Origin of the sequence: Bradyrhizobium sp. CCBAU 51765 (genome assembly GCF_015291725.1) — a bacterium.
GTDB lineage: Bacteria > Pseudomonadota > Alphaproteobacteria > Rhizobiales > Xanthobacteraceae > Bradyrhizobium > Bradyrhizobium liaoningense.
Genome location: NZ_CP030038.1, coordinates 3,750,197 through 3,766,549, shown reverse-complemented (window position 1 = coordinate 3,766,549; position 16,353 = coordinate 3,750,197). Strand labels below are relative to the sequence as shown.

19 protein-coding genes are annotated in these 16,353 nt (G+C 59.6%); 15 read left to right on the top strand and 4 right to left on the bottom strand.

What is annotated here, in order from left to right; genetic code table 11:
- The first annotated feature begins 10 nt into the window (after positions 1-10).
- The 9 genes from XH96_RS18095 (at position 11) to XH96_RS39160 (ending at position 6,909) form a co-directional block, all read left to right on the top strand.
- Complete coding sequence (locus tag XH96_RS18095; protein ID WP_194393646.1) at positions 11-1,429, top strand: site-specific integrase; 1,419 nt, start codon at positions 11-13, stop codon at positions 1,427-1,429.
- Positions 1,426-1,824, top strand: a complete 399-nt coding sequence (locus XH96_RS18090; RefSeq protein WP_194393645.1) for a hypothetical protein — start codon at positions 1,426-1,428, stop codon at positions 1,822-1,824. The genes XH96_RS18095 and XH96_RS18090 overlap by 4 nt, the downstream gene beginning before the upstream one ends.
- 110 nt (positions 1,825-1,934) lie before the next feature.
- Complete coding sequence (locus XH96_RS18085) at positions 1,935-2,147, top strand: hypothetical protein (protein ID WP_210337895.1); 213 nt, start codon at positions 1,935-1,937, stop codon at positions 2,145-2,147.
- A 93-nt stretch (positions 2,148-2,240) separates the two neighbouring features.
- Complete coding sequence (locus XH96_RS18080; RefSeq protein WP_194393644.1) at positions 2,241-2,894, top strand: hypothetical protein; 654 nt, start codon at positions 2,241-2,243, stop codon at positions 2,892-2,894.
- Positions 2,895-2,945: 51 nt separating this feature from the next.
- Positions 2,946-3,176 (top strand): hypothetical protein, encoded by a 231-nt coding sequence (locus XH96_RS18075; RefSeq protein WP_194393643.1) that lies wholly within the window; start codon positions 2,946-2,948, stop codon positions 3,174-3,176.
- Entirely contained in the window at positions 3,173-3,931 is a 759-nt protein-coding gene (locus XH96_RS18070; protein WP_194393642.1) for a hypothetical protein, read from the top strand. Before XH96_RS18075 ends, XH96_RS18070 begins: the two co-directional genes overlap by 4 nt.
- Entirely contained in the window at positions 3,880-5,025 is a 1,146-nt protein-coding gene (locus tag XH96_RS18065; protein ID WP_194393641.1) for a hypothetical protein, read from the top strand. The genes XH96_RS18070 and XH96_RS18065 overlap by 52 nt, the downstream gene beginning before the upstream one ends.
- A gap of 118 nt (positions 5,026-5,143) precedes the next feature.
- Positions 5,144-5,512, top strand: coding sequence for a hypothetical protein (locus XH96_RS18060; protein WP_194393640.1), 369 nt, complete (start codon positions 5,144-5,146; stop codon positions 5,510-5,512).
- Positions 5,509-6,909 (top strand): carbohydrate-binding protein, encoded by a 1,401-nt coding sequence (locus XH96_RS39160; protein WP_246790122.1) that lies wholly within the window; start codon positions 5,509-5,511, stop codon positions 6,907-6,909. Before XH96_RS18060 ends, XH96_RS39160 begins: the two co-directional genes overlap by 4 nt.
- Positions 6,910-7,229: 320 nt before the next feature.
- Here XH96_RS39160 and XH96_RS18050 read toward each other — a convergent pair whose 3' ends face one another.
- Positions 7,230-7,733: a hypothetical protein gene (locus tag XH96_RS18050; RefSeq protein ID WP_194393639.1), complete on the bottom strand. Its 504-nt coding sequence runs from the start codon at positions 7,731-7,733 to the stop codon at positions 7,230-7,232.
- Between the two features lie 447 nt (positions 7,734-8,180).
- Between XH96_RS18050 and XH96_RS18045 the strand changes: the two genes are divergently transcribed.
- Complete coding sequence (locus XH96_RS18045) at positions 8,181-8,384, top strand: hypothetical protein (RefSeq protein ID WP_246790121.1); 204 nt, start codon at positions 8,181-8,183, stop codon at positions 8,382-8,384.
- 57 nt (positions 8,385-8,441) lie between these two features.
- Here XH96_RS18045 and XH96_RS18040 read toward each other — a convergent pair whose 3' ends face one another.
- Together XH96_RS18040 and XH96_RS18035 are read right to left on the bottom strand one after the other, a co-directional pair.
- Positions 8,442-9,434, bottom strand: a complete 993-nt coding sequence (locus XH96_RS18040) for a glycosyltransferase family 2 protein (protein ID WP_194393637.1) — start codon at positions 9,432-9,434, stop codon at positions 8,442-8,444.
- Complete coding sequence (locus XH96_RS18035; RefSeq protein ID WP_194393636.1) at positions 9,431-10,705, bottom strand: hypothetical protein; 1,275 nt, start codon at positions 10,703-10,705, stop codon at positions 9,431-9,433. Before XH96_RS18035 ends, XH96_RS18040 begins: the two co-directional genes overlap by 4 nt.
- Positions 10,706-11,545: 840 nt before the next feature.
- Between XH96_RS18035 and XH96_RS18030 the strand changes: the two genes are divergently transcribed.
- From XH96_RS18030 to XH96_RS18010, 5 genes are all read left to right on the top strand, one after another.
- The gene (locus XH96_RS18030) at positions 11,546-12,013 is read left to right on the top strand and encodes a hypothetical protein (RefSeq protein WP_194393635.1); all 468 of its coding nucleotides are present in this window, start codon (positions 11,546-11,548) and stop codon (positions 12,011-12,013) included.
- Between the two features lie 12 nt (positions 12,014-12,025).
- A complete protein-coding gene (locus XH96_RS18025; RefSeq protein WP_194393634.1) occupies positions 12,026-12,295 on the top strand; it encodes a hypothetical protein in 270 nt (89 codons plus the stop codon).
- 64 nt (positions 12,296-12,359) lie between these two features.
- Positions 12,360-12,548 carry a hypothetical protein gene (locus tag XH96_RS18020; RefSeq protein WP_194393633.1) on the top strand — a complete coding sequence of 63 codons (189 nt, stop codon included), beginning with the start codon at positions 12,360-12,362 and terminating at the stop codon, positions 12,546-12,548.
- Positions 12,549-12,612: 64 nt separating this feature from the next.
- On the top strand, positions 12,613-12,948 hold the full coding sequence (locus XH96_RS18015) for a response regulator (RefSeq protein ID WP_194393632.1): 336 nt from the start codon (positions 12,613-12,615) through the stop codon (positions 12,946-12,948).
- Positions 12,949-13,177: 229 nt separating this feature from the next.
- Positions 13,178-14,713 carry an FAD-dependent monooxygenase gene (locus XH96_RS18010; protein WP_194393631.1) on the top strand — a complete coding sequence of 512 codons (1,536 nt, stop codon included), beginning with the start codon at positions 13,178-13,180 and terminating at the stop codon, positions 14,711-14,713.
- Here the strand turns inward: XH96_RS18010 and XH96_RS18005 are convergent.
- Positions 14,703-16,328, bottom strand: coding sequence for a recombinase family protein (locus tag XH96_RS18005; protein WP_194393630.1), 1,626 nt, complete (start codon positions 16,326-16,328; stop codon positions 14,703-14,705). The genes XH96_RS18010 and XH96_RS18005 overlap by 11 nt on opposite strands.
- Positions 16,329-16,353 lie beyond the last annotated feature (25 nt).

Sequence of the window (16,353 nt, the reverse complement as noted above, 5' to 3'; positions counted from 1 at the left end):
GGGTAACGGTATGGGCAAGACTAGGGCGCTATCCAACCTGGCGATCGAACAGCTTAAGCCGCGCGCGGTCCGTTATGAGAGGTCCGACGGCGGCGCCGCCGGCCTATTTCTGGTCGTCCACCCATCCGGCGTGAAGTCTTGGGTCTTCCGCTTCCGGTCCCCCGTGGAGCGCGCCGCCGGCCAACGCGCACCCAAGAAACTGACACTCGGACCACTCGCGCACACGCCCTCCCCGGCCAGGCCGCAGATCGGCCATCCTCTAACCCCCAGCCAAGCCCGAATGCTGGCCACGGCCGCCGCGGAGGACGTGCGGCGCGGGATCGACCCCACCCATGTCCGGCGCCAGGAAAAGGCCGAAGCCAAGCGCGAGGCCGTCCGCGACAATACGATCGACGCGGCCATGATCGAGTTTTTGAAGCGCTACAAAGGCCGCAAGCGCCAAGGGCTGCGGGAATCGACCCGCCTGCTGACAGCCCACTACTTCGGCCTTAAGCCGGATCCGGAGACCCCCGGGGAATGGGAAAAGACCGGGAACGGCGTGCTCGAAAAATGGTCCGGCCGCATTCTGACCTCCATTACGAAACACGAGGCAATCGTGTTGCTCGACGCTCTGGTCGATTCCGGTCGCGGCGTGACGGCGAATCGGACCTTGACTACCCTCAAGACGTTCTTCGACTGGTGCGTCGACCGTGACATGCGGGAAGCCTCTCCCGTCGCTTCGCTTGACGCCTTCGCCCGTGAAACCGAACGAGAGCGCAAGCTCTCCGCCGCCGAGCTGGTTGCCGCCTGGAAGGTCGCCGATCGTGAAGGTTACCCCTTCGGCCGGCTCGTGCAATCCTTAATCCTGCTTGGACAACGGCGCGACGAGTTGCGAGAGCTGCCACGGTCCGAACTGGACCTGCACGGAACACCTATCGTGCTCGACGACGGCAGCCGTTGGAATGAGCCGCTGTGGACGATCCCGAAAGAGCGAACGAAGAACGGTCGTGAACATCTTGTGCCGCTCTGCCCGCAGGCTGTGGCGCTGTTGAAGTCGCTTCCCACTATCAAGGGAAAAGGACTCTTATTCACGACAACCGGTGAAACGCCCGTCAGCGGCCTGTCGAAAGCGAAGAAACGTTTCGATGAAGCCATGCTAGCCGAGCTGCGCAAGGGCAATCCGAACGCGCAATTGGAGCCATGGACACTGCACGACTTGCGCCGGACCTTCTATTCCGGCCTACAGGCGCTCGGGTTCTCGATCGAGATCGCGGAAGCGTGCGTCAACCACTCGTCTGGCGCGATCCGCGGCGTTGCCAGAGTATACGCTCGGCACAAATACCTCCGCGAAAAGACGCAGGCCTTTACCGCGTGGGCGCGATACGTTGATGATCTGGTGAATAATCGTCCTGCCAGCAACGTGTATCCGTTCCAGAGGGAGCAGGCATGAGCACCGCCCCAATCCTCGATTTGCTATTTGAAGTCGAAGGATTGATTTATCTGCTTGCAGACGAAGATTTGGCCGCTTGGACGCAGGAACGCTGTGACGAAATCCGCGATGCGCTGATGGCGAAGAATGCCGCCGCCGCAGCATGGGCCGCGTGCCAGCTCGGTGAACGTCTCGGCGAGATCCGGCACCTCGGAGAAATTGCGCGTCGACTGGAACGAGAGGAAGACGAACGCGGTCGTTGGCGGCGTCGCAAGCGAGAAAGGACCAATGAACGGCGCGCGGTCTTTGAGGCCGAACGCAAACGCTGTTTTTCAGACGCCGAAGCCTACAAGCGAGCCGCAGTGAAGCTCGGTGTCACCGTAAAGACCATTCGGCGCGATGTGTCTAATTCTTAATTAAGAACTAACGCGGACAAAAGCACGTCAACACAAAAGTGCACTTTTGTCCCTCTCGATAGCGGGATGTGATGAGTCGTGAGACCTTGTGCGTAACACATGAGGTCTGCATGTCCATGGACGATCCGAACGCTCTCATCCCCACTTCGCAGCTCCGCGCCCGCTATGGCGGCGTGAGTCACATGTGGGTCGAGCGCCGTCTCAAAGACGATCCCGACTTCCCTCGCCCGCTCTACATCGCGAAGCGTCGCTTTTGGCGTCTCGGTGAACTCGCCGCATGGGAGCGCGACGTCGCAGCCCGCCGCCAGCCCGTTGCTGCCTGACGTTGACAATCAACATTCGATGCGAACCAGCAACATTCTCCGCGCGACGCCACCGCTTAAGCCACTCCTAGATCACTCTACCGAGACCAAGACATGCCGCTAAGAATCGTCGAACCGAACCTCGAAAATGTGAAACCGGAGTTGCACGGTTTGTACGTCAAGGATGCGACGTCGGGGCTCTATCATCTCGAACTGTCAGACCTGAAAACCTACGTTGAAACACACGTATCTCCGGTCGAAAATGAGCTTAAGCTTGCTCGCGAGAATGAGCGAAGACTAGCACTTAGCGCAGCGCTACGAAATGCAAACGTGTTGCAGGATGTCGACGACCTACTAGTTCAACGCTTCGAACATCGAATCGCACTCGACAGTGAAAACGGACAGCGGGTCATCTCGATCCTGGCTGAGGACGGGACGTTCTTGACCGGAAAGGACTCGAGCGGACGCGCCACGATCGACGACCTTGTCAAAGAGATCACTGCGAAGTTTCCCTCGATGTTCAATGGAGGCGGGACGCCCCCGACGGACATCGAGGACCCATCCAGGGCGCCCAGCAAATCCGATTTCAAATCGGAGAAAGAGCGGGCTGCTTGGGTCGAGAAACATGGCCTCGCGGCGTATCAAGCCCTTCCGACAGTCGCGGCCAAGAAGTCGATCGCGCGGAAATCAGATTTCAGAACCGAGAAAGATCGTGCCGCTTTCGTCAATACAAAGGGGCTTTCCGCCTACAACGCGCTACCTGACTAACATCCGGGCGGACCAATATCGGGCCACTACTGACTTTGACGAGACCGTCGCATGATCCCGGGAAACTTGAAACAGATCGTCCTCGACTTCGAAACCGCCCTGTTGGACGGTGTTCGCAGCGGCGCAGATGAAGCGGGGCTGACCAAGGTCCGCGATTTCGCATTCGACCGCTTGCGCGAGGTTAAGGATGGTCCGTCGCCGCCGCCTCTAGAGACCATCTACGACTTCGCTGCGGAGATCACTTTCAAGTTGCACATGGCATTGAAAGCGATCCGGACATGACCGCGACCAACATCGTTATAAGCCCCAAGCATCAGGCGATCCACGTTGTCACCGACGCGGCAAGTTACGATCGCAACGGTGTTTTGGCCGGCTTCGTACCGAAATTCTATACCGTACCAGGCTGGCCCGGCGGAATTGCGATTCGAGGCATGACGATTGCCACGCCAGTCCTCGGCTACGAGTTGACTAACGCGTTCGCAACGTTCGACGACCTTGTCGAGTGCATCGAGATCGTTCTGCCTTCGATCGTGAATCGCTGGCAGTTCACCGATCATATCGAGATGCTTTTGGTCGGGTTCTCCGAGGCCCGCGGAGGCCCCGAAGCATACGTCATCGAAACGACCGATCAGACACCGATCGGCGTTCCCGACGGTACCAAGGGAGAATATCTCCCCGGTCCGTTCACACTGCAACGATTGCCTAACGTCATCGCCGGTCCCGTAATTCCTAGCGAAGTCATTATGAACGCTTGGTTCGAAGGTCTGTCCGAAGACGACGAGCCGGCGGTTCTGGAAAACAAGCTGCGCAAAGTCATCGAAATGCAGCGCCACGCGCTCTTTGACGATCGCATTCACTGGATCGGCGGATATGCGCAGCACACGACAATCACCCGCGAAGGAATTATCCAATGTCGACTTCAAGACTGGCGCTCGGAAGATCAGATCGGGCAAATGATCAAGCCGGCGCCCATCGATTGGCCGCGGTGGAACGTCGCGCATGGATTTTCGCCGGGCCGCCGGCTCGCGGGCGGATAGGCTCCTACGGCGCGGTATCTCAGCGGATTGCGCTTCTCGGTCAACTGGCAACCGTCGAGGATCAGGTCAAGGCAAAGGAACTTGAACTTGCTGCGGCGGGGCTGCAAGGCGTTGGCGTTTCCAAAGAGCAGCGCGACGCGATCCTGAATGCAACGCGCGCGCAGGCGGAAATGTCGCGTGTGCAGGATCAGGCTAGCATCGGCGTTTTCAGTTTCAAGGACGCCAGCAAGGCCGCCGCCGACACGCTGCAGAGCTGGGTCGACCGGGGCTTGATCGATCCGACCAATCTCGAACAGTTTAGCAGTGCCTCAAACCTTGCCGCGAAATCCGTCAGAGCACTCGCCGATCAGGCCAAGGTCGCCGGCTCCATGCTGCCCATGTTCCAGCAGTCGTTGAACGACGCTGGCGACGCGTGGAAGCAGCTCGATGGGCTCATGACCGAGGGAATGAACGTCAATAGGTCGTTCTTCGTCGAGATCGGACAGCAGATCCGGAACGGCGCGAGTGCCTGGGATGCGTTCAAGGACGCCGGTCTCAACGCCCTCGGCAAACTGAGCGACAAGCTGATGCAGATGGCGGCCGACAATCTGTTCGCGTCGGCATTCGGCGGCTCGTCGTCAGGCGGTGGAATTTCCGGCTTTATTGGTTCGTTGTTCGGTGTCGGTGGGTCTGGCACCGTGGCAAATGGCGGGATCGTGCTCGGCGGTCCGTCCGGCCCTGGCGTGTTCGCCGCCGCCAACGGCGGTACGTTCGGCCCGGGCTGGGGCGTTGTTGGCGAGCGCGGCCCCGAGCTGATCAATGTCCACAAGGGCGGCGTTACCGTCGTTCCGAACCACATCTCCAAGCCGTTCCTGCCCGGCTTCGCCGACGGCGGCACGATGTCTCCGAACGGCATGGTCTCGCGCCTGGCGGCGGCCGCGGGTGGCGGCAGCCCGTCCGTGGTCATGCAGGACAATCGGCAGATCAACATCGGCCAGGGCGCGTCCGCTGAGACCGTGACGCAGCTCCGCGAGGAATTGGCCCGCGATCGCGCCGCCCGCTACTCGGACACGGTGCGGATCGTGCAGAGCGCGAAGAAAAGGCGGGATCTATGACGCCGAAGCAAAAACGGCAAAACGGTCGGCCGCGGGAGCAGTCGCCGCCGTTGCCACCGGGCGAAATGCTCGATCCAGAATTCAACGATTTGTACGAGGCCAACGCCGAATGGTGTGCTTGGCGCTGGCCAACACCGGAACGCCGCAGGAGCAGAGAAAAATGACCAGGGAGAACGACCTACCGCAAAAGCAAGCCGACGTTGAGGGCTTCGTATTCAAGCCGGCCGGCAGCGAGACTTGGCAAGTCTGGCAGAAGCTCAGCGGCGAACAAGTGCGAGTCGAAGAAACGGCACATACTGATTCCTCGACCGCCACAACCGCCCCGGAATTTCACAACCTGCCGCCGGAACTCGGCGAACCACCGAAGGAAGCGCGCGGGTGGATCGCCTTCCAACCCGCGACGGGAAAAGCCTGGCGGAAGATCGCTGGAAAATGGCTGCCGATCGTTGAAGCAAACGCCCTTATCGAAGCAAGGAAATCTCGATGACCGCACTCGCCAGTTATTCCACCGGGACCGTCACGGTTTCAGCCGGCGGAACGACCGTTACCGGCACCGGAACGATCTGGTCCGGCGTCAATGCGCGCCCCGGCGACATTCTGCAAATCGGCAATTTCCAGACGATCATTGCCAACGTTCCCGACACCGATACGTTGACCATTCCGCCGTGGGGCGGCGGCGCGCAGACGGATGTTGCGTACACGATCTGGCAATGGTTTCCGCAACGCGTTGCCGGCGCGCAGGTGGCGGCGGATGTGAACAAACTGGTCGCGGCGCTGAACACAAATGGCGTGCCTGTTATCGTTCCTTCCGGCGCAACCGAGCCGGATCCGTCCCTCGGTGAAGAAGATCAATACGCGATCCAGCCAGGGACGTATAAGTTTTGGCTGAAGACCGGCGGTTTGTGGGTTTATCAAGGCATCTACAAGGGGCTCCAACTCAAGGGCGCATGGGATAGCGGAACCGCCTATACTGTCGGTGATGTCGCCACGCTGAGCGGTTCAAGCTACGTTTGCGTGTCGGACCACACCAACCACACGCCACCGAACGCTACGTACTGGCAATTGCTGGCGAGCAAAGGTGACATAGGCGGCACAGGACCAACCGGCTCCGGCTACGGCGGCACCTCAACGACGTCACTCACGATCGGCACTGGCTCCAAGGCGTTTACCACGCAATCAGGTCTCGCTTACACCGACGGTGCGCGCGTGCGGGCCACGGCGACCGCTGGCGCCACCGGATGGCTAGAAGGCGTTGCGACATACAGCGGAACGACGCTGACGATAACGAGTGACAAGTCCAGCGGGACCGGCACAGGCACGGCGTGGAATTTCAATGTCGTGGGTGAGCCGGGCGCGGGTGATCTGTCGAGCGCGAACAATCTGTCCGACCTGGCAGATGCGGCGACGGCGCGCGGCAATCTCGGGTTGACCGAAAGCATCGTCACGGCGACGATTGGACACCTGCCGGGTATCGCGTCCAACACCGCTGCATCGACCGGCGAAGTCGGTGAGGTGATCTCTGCGAGTGGAACGTCGGGCACGCTGTCGAGTGGTGTTACCGCCGCTCTTGGTTCCGTCCCGTTCACTGCCGGTGATTGGGACGTTACTGCCACTGTGCAGTTCAACACAGGCGGCGCGACCAGTACGACCGATTATTACGTGTCGCTTTCTGCGACCAGCGCCAGCGTTTCGGCCCCCTATGGAACTTCGCGAGCGTTGCACGAGCGCATCCCCGCCGCGGCAGACCATAGCAACGGCTTCACCATTATGCCGACGCAAGCGCTGCTCAATGCCACCACCACGCTCTACATCAACGCGCAGGCCGTCTATACAGGCTCGGCGACTACTGCCACATGGTCCATTCGGGGCCGGCGGATGCGGTAGGATCGACAAGCGACGTTGGGACTACGAGGATCCGCAGTCGATCCGGGTCAACTCCAGTCCGGCTTCGGTATAATTTTGATGGCTCCGCGTGGTCTCGGAGGCGTATCCCCAGCATGCGGCATCAAATACATTCCATGCCGTTGCCGAAAAAAGCCTTCGACAGCCGGCCAGAACCGACCGCCCATCACTTCGTCAATCCGCGGTAATCCGTGCTTGTCCTCAAGATAGCGTGCCTTGGCGGGCCACTCGCGGGCCCGCTTGGCACCTAGCACGAGCACGGCAATTTCGGATTCGGAAGGGTAAAGGGGGATGGTCATATTCTACGTCGCCGGCTTTGCGGGCTTGCGAGCGGCAGCAACCGATGCGGCCGGTGCAGGCGTTTCCATGCTAATCTTAAGCTCATCGAGCGTCTGTTGCGTCCGCACGGCGCCTTCACCACCGTTGACCGGAGTAATGCGCTCGAAGGCCGAACCGGGATTGGTAACGAACATGCCGGCCGCGACGACACGGGTCGTGTCACCGATCGGGGCAAATGTGAACACGATCCGCTCGGCAGGGATCCCGTCATATTTGGAGCCGAGCAACAGGGCTGCCCCAAAGTTTTCGGATGGCTTTTCGACCTGCAGCAGATACTCGGTATCCTTGGTCACGTTGAAGCGCTTGTCCAGTGCGAGAGACAATAGCCTCGCCTTGATCGCGGCAGTCGTGGCGCGGATGGTGACTTCCGGCTTTCCGCTTGCGGTATTCGGCGCCTGCGCGGCCGTCTGACATCCGGCGAGAACGACGGCCAAAACGGCCGCCAGTGTGCAATGGCGAAGAAACATGAACGCCCCCTAAATGGGAGCATTGAAGCGCAACCGCGGAGGGGATGCAACTACTACTTTCTGTGCAAAGAATTGCTATTGTAAATTGTCAACATTAGATGCGCTGCGCCCATGCTATTCGCCAGTTATGACCCTCTGGCCCGATCAAATCGCATAACCCCCCGCGGGGCATGTCGCGTGATGAAGCTGCTCGCTACGTAGGCGTGAGGACGGGATGGTGCAGCGTGAACGCTGCGTCGAGCTGCAGCCGGTCCCATATCAGCCGCCCATCCACAGTCGATTCCATCGCGCTCGACATAAGCCGCTACGCGATCTGGCAACGATTGATGGCAGTTGTGAACTGGTTCACAGATCGGAAGAGAAAAGCTCACTACCGTGGAGGAGCGGGGCCGCGGATTCTACGCTCTTGCGATGGATTGGTATGTCAGTCACAGGAAGACGACGACGATGATTGACGACCAATTGGTCCGTGCGCATCGCAACAATATTCAACGCTATCGTTTCTTGTTGCAAACCACTCTGACGGAGTTCGAGCGGCAGTTTGTCGAAAGGCGCCTGAGCGAGGAGCAATCAAAGCTGGACACGCTAGCCGGCTCGGGCTCAAGCGATGCGTCCTGCACCAAAGACAACCACGCGACCCAGCTCACCTGAACCCGGCCCTTTGGCGGAGAGTTGTGAGGAGTCGCGCCCCCAAAGGAGCGACGGTCTTCAAGACCGCAGGCAGACCACCTCGTCTGGACTCTCCAAACTAAACAACCTGGCGGCACGTGAGGACACCGGCACGCCGAGGGCCAGATATGCCAACCTCTTCATCTCGCGACGACCGCGGGTGACGGTGTCCAAGATCAGGCCCGAAGAAACCGACAGCATGGCCATGATCATCAGTCCCATTGACAATACCGCCGTGGGGAGCCGCGGCACCAATCCGGTTTCCAGGAACGTGATGATGATCGGTACGGCAAACCCAATCGACATTGTTGCTAGCCCTACGGCGATGCAGGTAAAAAAATGAAGGGGCCTCTCCGACCGGTATAGCTTCAGCATCGTGGCAACGATACGGATCCCATCTCTCCAGGTGTTGAGCTTAGAACGGGACCCGACAGGCCTCGCAAAATAGAGCGTATCGAGCTCTCCAACTGGCAACGACAATTCCAACGCATGCACGGCCAACTCGGTCTCGATCTCGAATCCGTTCGACAGCGCTGGAAAGGACTTCACGAACCGACGTGAAAAGACGCGATAGCCTGATAGGATATCTTTGAAGGCTCGCCCGAAGATCAGCGATAGAAGGCCTGTCAGCATCCGGTTCCCAGTCCGATGGCCGCGCCGATACGCTGCCTCGGATTGATCCACACGAACGCCAACCACCATATCTAACTGTTCGGCGATGAGCTTATGAATGAGGTACGGTGCGCTGGATGCGTCATAGGTAGCATCGCCATCGACAAGGACGTAGATGTCGGCCTCAATGTCGGCGAACATCCGCCGGACCACATGTCCCTTTCCCTTGGCGCGCTCACTGCGCACCACCGCCCCGCTCTCCACCGCCATCGCCGCAGTGCGATCAGCACAGTTGTTCTCGTAGACGTAGACTTCGGCACCGGGTAAGGCGCTACGGAAATCTCTCACGACCGTGCCGACGGTCGCCTCCTCATTGTGGCATGGCACCAAGACGGCGATCTTGAGCTGCGAGAGGCTCATTGAATCTCTCGCATTCGAAAGCCGTCTCGCGACGACCATCGGCGCGCCGCTACGAAGATCTGCCTAGCGTCCGTCACGCGGGCCGCCATAAGGGCCGCGGCCGCTACAACGCCGATCGCCGCTGCTGCGCTTCTCGATACAAAAAACGCATGGATCTGACTGTGATTGCTCAAAATCTCAAACCACACGATAGGGATCAGGGCCGGCCAAGCCAACGCCAGTGGAGGTCGCCGCAGTGGTAAGCGGAAGATCAACAGTACCGGCAGAAGTATCAGCATCCCCCAACTCAAGAATGCGTTGGTGAAGACCTTAGCCGTCGCCGCAAGTGGGAAATGCCATACCTTGACGTTGGCACCACTAATCCTGAACAGGGCGGTATCGATGACGTCAGTCTTAATATCGAACGATGGCTCGACGATAAAAGCTGCCACCCATTTTGCTACCCAGGTAGCGCCATAGGCCGAAAACCAAGTCGCGACGCAGATCAAAGCGATCGGAGCGCCGCGACCAGCCGCGACAAGAAAGAACGCCAATAGCATCGGCATCCACGGCGGGTTGACCAAGAAGTCGACGAAATTGAAAAGTGTGCCGAAGGCGGCCGCCATCACAATCAAGACAAGGTCCGCCGCCCGCTTCCTGATCGCGGCGGCGAAGATGGCGGCGCCTCCTAGGATAACGGCCGTACTAATGGCATGTGGCGTAATTTGCCAGATGCGCACGAAGTCAGACATGAATAACACCGGTGCGCATAGTCCAATCGTCGCGGCCACACCGATCAGCTTGGCCGCTTCAGAACAGAAGAAGACAGCCAAAACCACCAGAACCAGCAGATTTAGAAGCTTGAGCACCAGGATTGGAAAAGCCGACGCCAGCGGTGCACCGTAGAGCCGGTAGCCATGCCAATAGCGAGAGTACCGGTGCCATGTGACGGACGTTGGGTCAGCAGCGGCCGCCTTCAGATCATCACAGGAATGCCGCTCAGAAACGGGTCTAGAAGCCGTGATTCCCGCTGCGGCCGCGTCAACGCCTGGCTGGAGCCCTATCCCGAGCGAATAGCAGTCCGTGAAGCGGTCCCCGCCGGTGATCCAGAAATTCTTAGAATGAAAACTCGTCTCAAGAACGCCTGAATCGAAAGCGTCTCGGATGTGCTCCCACGTCCTTTCGTGAGAGATCACCCGGTCCAAGTTCGACATCAGCAAAAAGTAAACTGGTTGCAATGCAGCAACCAAAAGCCCGGCCAGAAGTATGGCCGGAAAGTAGCGTTTCAACATCGCCCCCTTGCCCAGAAAGCGGGCAACGCTACCACTACAACCAGCGATCGCGCAAGATGCTGGTCACTCTGGCGGGCTTTGAGATCGGCCTCAACGCCTGTTCTCCACTGGGCTTAGGGAGCGTAAGCCGTCTCGGGCCGAACACTTCGATTGCGCATACCGCGCGACTCAACGCGGCAGCAGAAATAGAAACTACCCATCGCGCCGGGGCAGCACGGGCCGCATCACCGTTCACGAAACAGTTCGGATTTCCGTATGTGGCAAACTGTTCCGAACCCTACCTGCCGCCTCTGCGACTAGCTTGAGGCCAAGATTACCGCCGGGCGTCTACCTCCTTCTTTGGACGCCCGCCCTTCTACAGATATCGCGCGGGCGGCTTAGTATGCGGGCTCTGCTTAGGCCTTTTTGACGACGGATTCCGTCCGGGCGCGCGCAGACTCCACTTGCTCTCCCGCAGCAGTTGCGCTTGCATGGTGCTCTCGACGGGGGATTTTTTAGCATGCGCATTTTGGTGATGGCGGCCGCCTGCACCACGCTGGCTGGCTGCATGACAGCCGGGGAGACGGTTTGGTCGCTCGGATAGCATGGTACGCTCTCTGAAGATATTTGCTGTTGCCGCCGCTTTCCTTTCGAGCGCATGCATGCCTGGAGTTGCGGCCTGCGGAGACAATGGTGGCCCAGGATATCGGAACCAGTCTGGAAAGTGCGTGGGCTGGGAGGCGCTTGCGCGTCAATGTGGCAATCCGCCGTCCACACACTGTAGACCCGAGAACGTTGCCACGGGATCGGATGATGCTGCGGTCAAAGGAGCAACTATCCGGTCATTGATGGATCGCTCGCATGCTGCCAAAGGTACCGCAAGTCGATAGAGGCCGCTGGCGCGAGTTCTTCGTTAACTCAAGTATCGGTGTAGTCGCGCTCATCATCGGGCTAGTGGCGCGCAACGTCCCTACTGGCGCCGCCGTCGATCCGGCGACAGCCCCCACGTATTGGGCGCAAGCAGCGGGAGATCTCGATCAATGGCAAAGGATCGACTTCCGGTCGGAGCGGCTCTCCGTCCGACCGGCGCCACAGATCAAAGTCGTCATCCAGACCCGAGGGCCTGCCCTGAAGGGCCTCATCCGCATTCCCGGTGCTCCCGCCTCCAACTTTGATACCGGCAAAGGGCTTACCGCGGTCGACCTCATCAATACCGGCGACCAAATCAAGGGATATAGGGAGATCGTGGCATTGGAGATTGTGTTCACGCAGGCCATGCCGGGCCAATTCTACCAAGTCTTTCCAGTGGACTGTGGTAGCAGAGATTAGGCTCGCCTAGCCATGATTGTGACCGAAATCCAAGACCAGGCGATAGCTGCCCGAATGGCGCTGATTGTCGGTGCAGACCGGTTCGATCGACTCTTTCGAGCCGTCCGGTTCGACGAAGTGGATGGCGATGTCCTTTACGTCTACGCCCAAGACGAAGATGCGGCGGCAGAAATGGAAGACGAGTTCGCGCTTCACATCTCCATCGTCGCCTCGAAGATCCTCAATCGCCAGATCAATGTAGTGCTCGTGCTTCCGCGGCAACTTATGAAGCCTCAAGTATAGCTGAACGCGTCATCTGACCGAACGAAATGGCCGAGCAAACATTGAATGATCTGGAGGATCGGCCATGACAACACCCAATCCATCGCGCAATAAGTCCGGTGCAAAACCTAACATCGACCGCAAAGGCGCATCTCAGGAGTCGATCATCGAGGAGTCCGAAGAGTTTAAGGACGGAGGTCGCGACCTCGTGCACGGAGAAGGCGGCACTATCGACATCCCCACCAAGCCCGGCGATTTGTCTAGGGACGATTAGGCTGGCTTGGAACCTATCTGGCGAGAAGCGCGTTGATTTTCGTGATTGAAGGAACGTTCGCGAGATGAGCGAAACTGTTCTGGTTGTTGATGATGAGCCGGCAGTCCTTGACGCGATCGGGGACATGCTGGAGGGTCTCGGTTGCCAAGTCATCCGCGCCCAAAGCGGCGCGGACGCGCTCGACCGGCTAAAACAGAACGAACACATCTCCATTCTCATCACCGATATCAGCATGCCCGGCATGGACGGTCATGAGCTGGCCGAGTTAGCCAGACGCGTCCGTCCTAAGCTGAAGGTGCTGCAACTGTCCGGCCGCGAGCCCCGGCGCGGCGGCCTCCCGATGATCAGAAAGCCGTTCTCGTTCGAGGAACTCGCCGGCGTCATGCAGCGGATCAGCTGAACGCAGGCAGAAGACAGCTGCCAAAAGAAAAAGCCCGCAGCGGATGTTCCCGCGCGAGCTGAACCGAACTCTTTCGATGATGCCATTGTGCCGGTGTTTTGCCCGTCGCGGCGAACGCGGAAGAAGGCGCCCTTCCTCCCAGTTTGATATGTGGCGCGCAACGGGCTTGCTTCAAGCCCCTGTTCCTGCCGTAGAACCCGTGACCCAGCCAACGACATCGAGGGGTCACATGCCCGTATTGCTTCCAAAGTCGCGTTCAAACCACGAGGTCCATCGCACCAGCGCGCGCGCCGCGGCGAGCGCCGATCATGCCGTCCTCATCGCCGGCGGCGGCCCCACCGGATTGATGCTGGCCGCCGAGCTCGCGCTCACCAAAATCGACGTCGCCGTGATCGAGCGGCGCGCTGATCAAGCGTTGGTCGAGACCCGCGCCGGCGGCTTGCATGCGCGAACGCTCGAGATCCTTGATCAGCGCGGCATCGCCGAACGCTTCCTGCGCGAGGGCCAGATCACCCAGCTCGCGGGTTTCGCCTGGACCAGGCTCGACATCAGCGACCTCCCCACGCGGCATCCCTACGGGCTCGCGCTGCGACAGGCCCACATCGAGCGCATCCTGGCCGATTGGGCCACCGAGCTCGGGGTCGCGGTCTATCGCGACACCGAGGTATCAGGTTTTGCGCAAGACGAGGCCGGCGTCCACGTCACGCTCTCGGGCGGCAAGGTGCTGCGCGCAAACTATCTCGTCGGTTGCGACGGCGGCCGCAGCGTGGTGCGCAAGGCGGCCGGCATCGACTTCGCCGGTTTCGAGCCGACGCTGAGCAATCTCATGGCCGAGGTCGAGATGCGCGAGGCCCCTAGGTTCGGCCTGCGCCACGACGCGCTCGGCTTCCATGGACTCAGCAAGACCGAGAGCGGGCGCGTGCTGGTCGTCGTGACGGAAGCAACGCTCGCGCGCAGCGGCGAGCCGGGCTTGCGCGATCTCAGCGGGGCCCTCAATGCAGTCTATGGCACCGATTTCGGCGTGCAGAACCCCGCCTGGATCTCCCGCTTCACCGATTCCGCCCTGCAGGCGAAGTCCTATCGCAAGGGCCGCGTGCTGCTCGCCGGCGATGCCGCGCACATCCACCACTCCGTGGGCGGCCAGGGCCTCAACCTCGGTGTGCAGGATGCGGTCAATCTCGGCTGGAAGCTGGCGCAGGTGGTCAAGCGCATCTCGCCCGAGAGCCTGCTCGACACCTATCACGACGAGCGCCACCCCGTGGCCGCACGCGTGCTGAAAAACACCATGGCGCAGATCGCCCTGCTCCGCCGCGGCGACGACGGCCGCAAGGCCGCGCGCGAGGTGATCTCCGAGCTGCTCGCCATGGACGAGCCGCGACAGCGTCTTGGCGCGATGATGAGCGGGCTCGACATTCGCTATGATCTCGGCGCAGACCACGCGCTGCTCGGACGCCGCATGCCCGATCTCGATTTTATGGTCGACGGCCGGCCGCTCAAACTGTTCACGCTGCTGCACGGCGCGCGCGGCGTGCTGCTCAGTTTCGGACAGCGCAGCAGCGTCAGGGCAACGCCCTGGGCCGATCGCATCACTATTGTCGATGGCGACTATGACGGCCCATGGCAGCTTCCGGCCATCGGCGATGTCGCCGCGCCCGCCGCCGTGCTAGTGCGGCCGGACGGCCATGTGGCCTGGGTAGGAGATGGGAGCGAACGGGGACTTGCGGAGGCGCTGACTGCCTGGTTCGGACCGATCACTACTGCGTAGTTTCTGTGGACCGATCCAGATCAGATGCCGTCGGCTTGGTCAGAAAAGCCAAGTTGCTTAAGCGTCGCTTGATCGTTTCCATTATTCCGGCGACAGTCCCATATCGTCGCAACCCAAAACGCTCCTGGTTTCTCTCACTGAAGCGCAACTCGCGACCAACCAATTGAGACGCAGGCATCAGGAGGTAGTCCTTTATCTCTCGATTACCCTCATTCAACCTAACCACGACGATCAGGCCGGGAGGAAGATGCCGGCCACGTATGATGACCCAACTCGGATGTGTCGCACCATGAGAAAGCCGACTGCGCGCCACGCGAAAGGATATTGCGACGGCGTGAATCTTGAGTATCTGATGAGCTTGATTGAGCCTGACATCCTCGCCAGATTTGGCGAGCCACGCCGCGATCTTTCGGGCTAGGGCTTTGACCATATCGCGGCGAACGGTTCGAGACTCGACGTACTCGTAGCTTCGCTTAGGACTGTAGCCGATCAGGCGATAAGCCGCCCTCAAGCTGCCGAAACGCGTCAGGTATGCTACCGAGCTAGGTATACCCTCTGTCTCATTGATAATGTCCCTACTCAGCCGCCCTCTTCGGTGAAGCAAGACCCTCAATCGCTTGAGCATTTCCTCATCGGACACCCCCCAGCAGTGTCGTCGATCTTCAAGTATCTGCTGCGCCTTCGCGAAAATTTCCTTGTCGACTACTGGCTCGAAAGCGTCTTCCTTCTTGATCCAATCTGCCGGAGGATTTTCTTTTCGGACTGTTCGCAGTCTCGCACTATGGCGATTGTAACGATTGGTGCCAATGTAGTTGTCGTTTTGTAGCAGGTAGTGGATTTGGGCGAAGGTCCATGGCCGTCCCCGATTGCGGGCATCACCAAGATTGAGCTCCCGCGCAATCTTCGTCTCGGTAAGATGACGTTTCACGAAAAAATCAAATATTAGCCTCACCATCTCGATTTCGTGTTGCGGTCCTGGACGTAGGATAACGCGGTCGGTTTGAAGCGACTTCCATTGACCGGTCTCCATTATTCCTTTGGATCGGCCGTTTTCATCAATCAGTTCTCTGCGAAGTCCGAAGCTCGGGTGGCCGCCCTGTCGAAAGCCAAGCCTTGAGAGATGGCACGCGCCAGTGTGCACCTTGACCCCAAGTTCTCGACTGTATTCAGCTGCCATCACCCGTTTGATGTTCTTAATAATGCCCGAAATGACACTCCCATCGTTCTCAAATTGCTCTGCGCAATAGCAAACCGTCATTCCTGCTTCCCTGCAGATAAATTCGTAGTGAGCACTTTCATCAATGTCTTGAAAGCGCCCCCAGCGGCTGACGTCGTAGATGAGGATGTGATCGAAATTCACGCGGCCTTGACGGACGTCCGTAATCAAACTGGTCAAACCCGGTCTGTTTCTGATCCCGAGACCACTTTCGCCGTCGTCGCGATAAGTTCGCACGATCTCTAGTCCGCGCGCTTGCGCGTAGGTCGCAATCGCCGCAGCTTGATTTTCGATCGAGTAGCGCTGGTGGTCCGTCGACATTCTAACGTATTGCGCAGCGCAGAGCGTCCGCTGTGCTTTGGGTAAAGAGACTTTGTGCGGAATGAGCGCGTTGATCATCGGACGTCGCCTCACCTTGCGCCTA

Excerpts from the sequence above, each read along its gene's own strand:
- XH96_RS18095 (WP_194393646.1), top strand. The coding sequence starts at position 11 with ATGGGCAAGACTAGGGCGCTATCCAACCTGGCGATCGAACAGCTTAAG.
- XH96_RS18090 (WP_194393645.1), top strand. The coding sequence starts at position 1,426 with ATGAGCACCGCCCCAATCCTCGATTTGCTATTTGAAGTCGAAGGATTG.
- XH96_RS18085 (WP_210337895.1), top strand. The coding sequence starts at position 1,935 with ATGTCCATGGACGATCCGAACGCTCTCATCCCCACTTCGCAGCTCCGC.
- XH96_RS18080 (WP_194393644.1), top strand. The coding sequence starts at position 2,241 with ATGCCGCTAAGAATCGTCGAACCGAACCTCGAAAATGTGAAACCGGAG.
- XH96_RS18075 (WP_194393643.1), top strand. The coding sequence starts at position 2,946 with ATGATCCCGGGAAACTTGAAACAGATCGTCCTCGACTTCGAAACCGCC.
- XH96_RS18070 (WP_194393642.1), top strand. The coding sequence starts at position 3,173 with ATGACCGCGACCAACATCGTTATAAGCCCCAAGCATCAGGCGATCCAC.
- XH96_RS39160 (WP_246790122.1), top strand. The coding sequence starts at position 5,509 with ATGACCGCACTCGCCAGTTATTCCACCGGGACCGTCACGGTTTCAGCC.
- XH96_RS18050 (WP_194393639.1), bottom strand. The coding sequence starts at position 7,733 with ATGTTTCTTCGCCATTGCACACTGGCGGCCGTTTTGGCCGTCGTTCTC.
- XH96_RS18045 (WP_246790121.1), top strand. The coding sequence starts at position 8,181 with ATGATTGACGACCAATTGGTCCGTGCGCATCGCAACAATATTCAACGC.
- XH96_RS18040 (WP_194393637.1), bottom strand. The coding sequence starts at position 9,434 with ATGAGCCTCTCGCAGCTCAAGATCGCCGTCTTGGTGCCATGCCACAAT.
- XH96_RS18035 (WP_194393636.1), bottom strand. The coding sequence starts at position 10,705 with ATGTTGAAACGCTACTTTCCGGCCATACTTCTGGCCGGGCTTTTGGTT.
- XH96_RS18030 (WP_194393635.1), top strand. The coding sequence starts at position 11,546 with ATGCTGCCAAAGGTACCGCAAGTCGATAGAGGCCGCTGGCGCGAGTTC.
- XH96_RS18025 (WP_194393634.1), top strand. The coding sequence starts at position 12,026 with ATGATTGTGACCGAAATCCAAGACCAGGCGATAGCTGCCCGAATGGCG.
- XH96_RS18020 (WP_194393633.1), top strand. The coding sequence starts at position 12,360 with ATGACAACACCCAATCCATCGCGCAATAAGTCCGGTGCAAAACCTAAC.
- XH96_RS18015 (WP_194393632.1), top strand. The coding sequence starts at position 12,613 with ATGAGCGAAACTGTTCTGGTTGTTGATGATGAGCCGGCAGTCCTTGAC.
- XH96_RS18010 (WP_194393631.1), top strand. The coding sequence starts at position 13,178 with ATGCCCGTATTGCTTCCAAAGTCGCGTTCAAACCACGAGGTCCATCGC.
- XH96_RS18005 (WP_194393630.1), bottom strand. The coding sequence starts at position 16,328 with ATGATCAACGCGCTCATTCCGCACAAAGTCTCTTTACCCAAAGCACAG.